Consider the following 4,926-nt stretch of genomic DNA (forward strand, 5'->3'; position numbering starts at 1 on the left):
GGGTTTATTTCGTATGCTCATTTTTAAGAGGATTATACTGTTTAAAAGTTTGTTCATTTCAATTAATGGAAAACCGTAGAGTTTCTATCCTTAAGTTGATGGGCATGGGGTTTCGCTAACTTTCGTTGATTTTAAATTGCGAAATTCTAACCCGTTTACCTGAATATAATTTTTATCTTCTATGGTAAATAATCCATCATCCTCTAACTTGACTTTAGAGCCATCGAGAATTACCTTTTCATTCTGGTAATTTTGAAAAGTAATCGGTGCTTCTGAGATTCCTGAATGAGTTACATGTACTTTTTGGTTATAAACTCCGCTTCTTATGTAGATTGTGCTTCCTTCTGTGGCGACGTCAGCAGCTTTTTGAATGGTAGCGAAAGGTTGATCTAATGTGCCAGTGTTGAGGTCACTTCCTGCCGGAGATACATAGTAATCTGTTCCAGATGTAACATTGTTATTGGATTGTGCAAAAGTTGGTGCTGGAAGTGCAAGAATTAATATAATGAAAGAGAGTATTAAGATAAAACAGGATTTTTTTAACGATGAAAATATTGTTTGATATTTCATTATTATTTTCCTCCTTTTTTATGCATTCCTTCTCAACTATATAGTTAAAACTGACGATTTATATCTTGTTTCAGTAAAAAAGTTTAACTTGATTAGGACAAAATCAATCACGTTCCAGAATCGATAAAATCTATTATTAATATATATCGTATATATTAAAAAGAAATAAAGATAAAACTTTTATAGGTTATCAAAAACAGGACATAGACTTACCCTCAAAAGGGAAGATTTAATGTTAGAGCGTAGAAAATCATAAATATTAGAAAAAATATCCGTAGATTCAAGGATTATTAGACTTTCAATTCTACAAAAAAGCAGCAAGAAACTTATATGTTTCTACATGAAAATGGAATTCTAATTTGTTTAAAAGTAATAGAGCTTGAAAAAATAATATAAGTAGAAGATTTGAATGAATAATTTTAAGAATAAGTGTGATATGAATCATAAGTTTTCCGGACCGGCAAACTTATGGTTGTTTTTGTTTTGGACAAACTGTTACTTCTAGGTTTTGAAAAAAAATTTTTAATGTCGCTTTTTAAATAAAGTCACATTGCTTACAAAAGAGGTGTAATGTTTTAAAAAAATTGCGATGTTTTGTTCCTTGGCACCTTTTTATCTAAAGGGATGTTTTTTAGTGAAAAGAAGATCTGAACTAAAAGGCCGATTAAGGAAATGTTAAGTAGCAATAAAGTTATTTCATTTTTAGAATCAGTTCCTTCTTTCTGAGAAAAAGCTTCTTCACTATATTATCTAGATTAATTTGGTTGTATTCTCCAGTTCGAACAAACTATAAAAAATAGTTGTAATTCAATTTAAATTGAAATATAGATAAAAAACATTATCTTTTCTAGTTAAATTTTAGAAATAAAAACTTTTTTACACTTGGAGGAGTAAAAAAACTTAAGTTGATAGGAATGTATAGTGACTACCTTGTATGTTATTGAAGGAGAGTATATGAGTATGCAATTGTACATATTCATATAAAGTACATAATACATAAAATCCCATAAAGTTATAGTGAAAACATTTTTTTGCATGATATTTATTAAGAATTAATGATACCAACAAATTTTATGTTTAATTATAGTAGTAAAATTATTTCGCTTCATGAAGTGATAATAGTATGGAAATTTTTTTAATATAATTAGAAAAAAACAAAATATTTAATGTCGGAAAAATCAAACATAAGATATGCGATTTTCTAGTTTACTTATGAAAAGCATAGTGATTAAAATGGGGGGGAAGTAAGGACCTTATATTCTATCAAAAATAAATAAAAAACGAGATGCAATTACTCTTTCGAAAAAACTTCTATCCGCAAGTGTGTGTGAAGAAATCCTAACGTTAGGTTGTACAACATTTACGACTAAAACTTGTAAAAAACAATAGTGAAGAGGTGTAAGGAATGAAGAATAAAATTATGACAGGATTTTTAATAACATCAATTGTTACCGGGGCGACTTTTCCTATCAATACTCTAGCAACGCCAATCGTTCAGGCAGAAACAAAACAAGATAATGTAGATATTTCCTCAGCATTACGAAAAATAGGTGCACACTCCAAGTTAACACAAACTTTTATCGATGGAGCTTTAGCAAGTCCGAATGTACAATTTGAAGAAATTCCATCTTTAAATACAACTCAATTTCTAATTAAACAAGATATGAAAGAGTGGTCATCCGAACTTTATCCTAAATTAATTCTATTAAATTCAAAAAGTAAAGGATTTATAACTAAATTTAATAGTTATTATCCAACATTAAAAGGATTTGTAGATAATAAGGAAGATAAAGAAGGGTTTACAGATAGACTGGAAGTTCTTCAAGACATGACCATAACAAATCAAGAAAGTGTGCAACGTCAAATTAATGAGTTAACAGATTTAAAATTACTGGTAGATAAGAAGTTGAAAAACCTTGATACTGATGTGGTAAAAGCACAAAGTGTCCTTAATTCAGAGGGAACAGGAAAAATAGATAAGTTAAAAAATGAAATGCTAGATACAAAAAAATCTATTCAAAATGATTTGCAGCAAATAGCATTATTACCAGGCGCGTTAAATGAACAAGGGCTAAAGGTATTCCAAGAAATTTATAGTCTATCGAAAGATATCATTGAACCGGCTGCTCAAACAGCAGTAGTAGCGTATAACAAAGGAAAAGAAATAAACAATGCCATTGTAGACGCAGAGAAGAAAGCAGAGCAAGAAGCAAAAGAAAAGGGAAAATCAGCTATAGAAATTGAAACTGCCAAAAAAGAAGCACGTGAAACGATAGAGAAAAGTAAAAAAGGTGAAATCGCTGCAGCTGCAGTTACAAAAACGAAAGAGTATGATCTTATGAAAGTGATTGATCCTGAAAAAATAAAAAAAACATATAATACTTTTGCTGAAATTAATAAACTAACAGCTGAGCAAAGAGCATATTTAAATGATTTAGAGAAACAAAATCAGAAATTATATGACTTAACAACTAAATTAACAGTAGCAGATTTACAAAAATCAATGATTCTTTTCATGCAAAATGACTTGCATACATTTACTAATCAAGTAGATGGAGAAATTGAGTTAATGAAACGTTACAAAGAGGATTTGGATCTAATAAATAATAGTATTACAAAATTATCGACGGAAGTTGATACCAATAATACTCAGGCTCAAAAAGATATATTAAGACGATTAAAAAGTGTGACAATTCAACTTGAAGAACAAGTTTATAAATTTTGATATTAAGAAATTAGGTTTATTAAAAAAATTATAACGAAACGGAAAATAAGGAGGAGAATCAAATGATGAAATTTCCATTTAAAGTTATAACCTTAGCTACTTTAGCAACGATTATAACCGCTACAAATGGTAGTACTATTCATGCACTTGCACAAGAACAGACAGCTCAAGAACAGAAAATAGAAAATTATGCGTTAGGACCTGAAGGGTTAAAGAAAGCGTTGGCTGAAACAGGCTCTCATATTCTTGTAATGGATTTGTACGCAAAAACTATGATTAAGCAACCGAATGTAAATTTATCCAACATTGATTTAGGTTCGGGTGGAGAAGAATTAATCAAAAATATTCACCTGAATCAAGAACTGTCACGAATCAATGCAAATTACTGGTTAGATACAGCGAAGCCAAACATTCAAAAAACAGCACGTAATATTGTAAATTATGATGAGCAATTTCAAAATTATTACGACACATTAGTAGATACTGTAAAAAAGAAGGATAAGGTGAGCCTCAAAGAAGGAATAGGGGATTTAATCTATACAATTCATACAAATTCAAATGAAGTTACGGAAGTCATTAAGATGTTAGAGGCTTTCAAAACAAAGTTGTATACAAATACTGTAGATTTTAAAAATAATGTTGGTGGTCCAGATGGACAGGGAGGATTGACGGCTATATTAGCGGGAAAACAAGCGCTAGTCCCACAACTTCAGGCCGAAATTGAGAATTTACGTTCTACACAGAAAACACATTTTGATAATGTATTAGCCTGGTCAATTGGTGGTGGATTAGGAGCAGCTATTTTAGTTATTGGAACGATTGCAGGAGCGGTAGTAATTGTTGTGACTGGTGGTACAGCTACGCCAGCTGTTGTTGGTGGTCTTACAGCTCTAGGAGCCGCTGGTATCGGTTTAGGAACAGCAGCTGGCGTCGAGGCATCTAATCATATGAATTCTTATAATGAAATTTCGAATAAAATCGGAGAATTAAGTATGAAAGCTGATTTGGCTAATCAAGCGGTTATTTCACTTACTAATACGAAAGACACTCTAACATATTTGTATCAGACAGTGGATCAAGCAATAATGTCTCTAACAAGTATTCAGCAACAATGGAATAAAATGGGGGCTAATTATAAAGATTTATATGATAATATCGATCAAATGCAAGAACATAAACTTTCGTTAATACCTGACGATTTAAAAGCTGCTAAACAAAGTTGGAATGATATTCATAAGGATGCAGAATTCATTTCAAAAGACATTGCTTTTAAACAAGAAAAAACAAACTAGAAATTAATATATATTCATAGGAGGAATTAAAGTGAATAATAATTTTCCTTATAAACTACTTGCTGTATCGACGTTTTTAACCCTGACAACAACTACTGTAGTTTCACCAGTAGCTGCTTTTGCAAGTGAAAGTAAAATAGAACAAACCAGTACGGAAGATATATCTCTTTCTGTAAACAGTGAAAAGATGAAAAAAGCTTTGCAAGATGCTGGGGTATTTGCAAAATCCATGAATGATTACTCTTATTTGTTAATTAATAATCCAGATGTTAACTTTGAAGGAATTGATATTAAAGGATATACAAATCTACCTAGTCAAATTGCACAAGATCAAAAGAA

Annotated in this window: 3 protein-coding genes and 1 pseudogene; 3 read left to right on the forward strand and 1 reads right to left on the reverse strand. The window is 30.7% G+C overall.

Annotation, left to right across the window (positions count from 1 at the left end):
* Window positions 1–105: 105 nt before the first annotated feature.
* Window positions 106–570 (reverse strand): annotated as a pseudogene (locus tag ACS2CR_RS33415) (right-handed parallel beta-helix repeat-containing protein); the annotation flags it as partial.
* 1,405 nt (window positions 571–1,975) lie between these two features.
* On the opposite strand from ACS2CR_RS33415, the gene hblC reads away from it, so the two are divergent.
* From hblC to ACS2CR_RS33430, 3 genes are all read left to right on the forward strand, one after another.
* Window positions 1,976–3,295: a hemolysin BL lytic component L2 gene (gene hblC / locus ACS2CR_RS33420; protein WP_016109999.1), complete on the forward strand. Its 1,320-nt coding sequence runs from the start codon at window positions 1,976–1,978 to the stop codon at window positions 3,293–3,295.
* 62 nt (window positions 3,296–3,357) lie between these two features.
* Window positions 3,358–4,587, forward strand: a complete 1,230-nt coding sequence (gene hblD / locus ACS2CR_RS33425) for a hemolysin BL lytic component L1 (protein ID WP_000975318.1) — start codon at window positions 3,358–3,360, stop codon at window positions 4,585–4,587.
* A gap of 31 nt (window positions 4,588–4,618) precedes the next feature.
* Window positions 4,619–4,926: HBL/NHE enterotoxin family protein (locus tag ACS2CR_RS33430; RefSeq protein ID WP_438906147.1), on the forward strand; the 308-nt coding region annotated here is incomplete at its 3' end.

It is taken from the genome of Bacillus cereus group sp. BceL291, assembly GCF_051776705.1.
Lineage (GTDB): Bacteria > Bacillota > Bacilli > Bacillales > Bacillaceae_G > Bacillus_A > Bacillus_A cereus.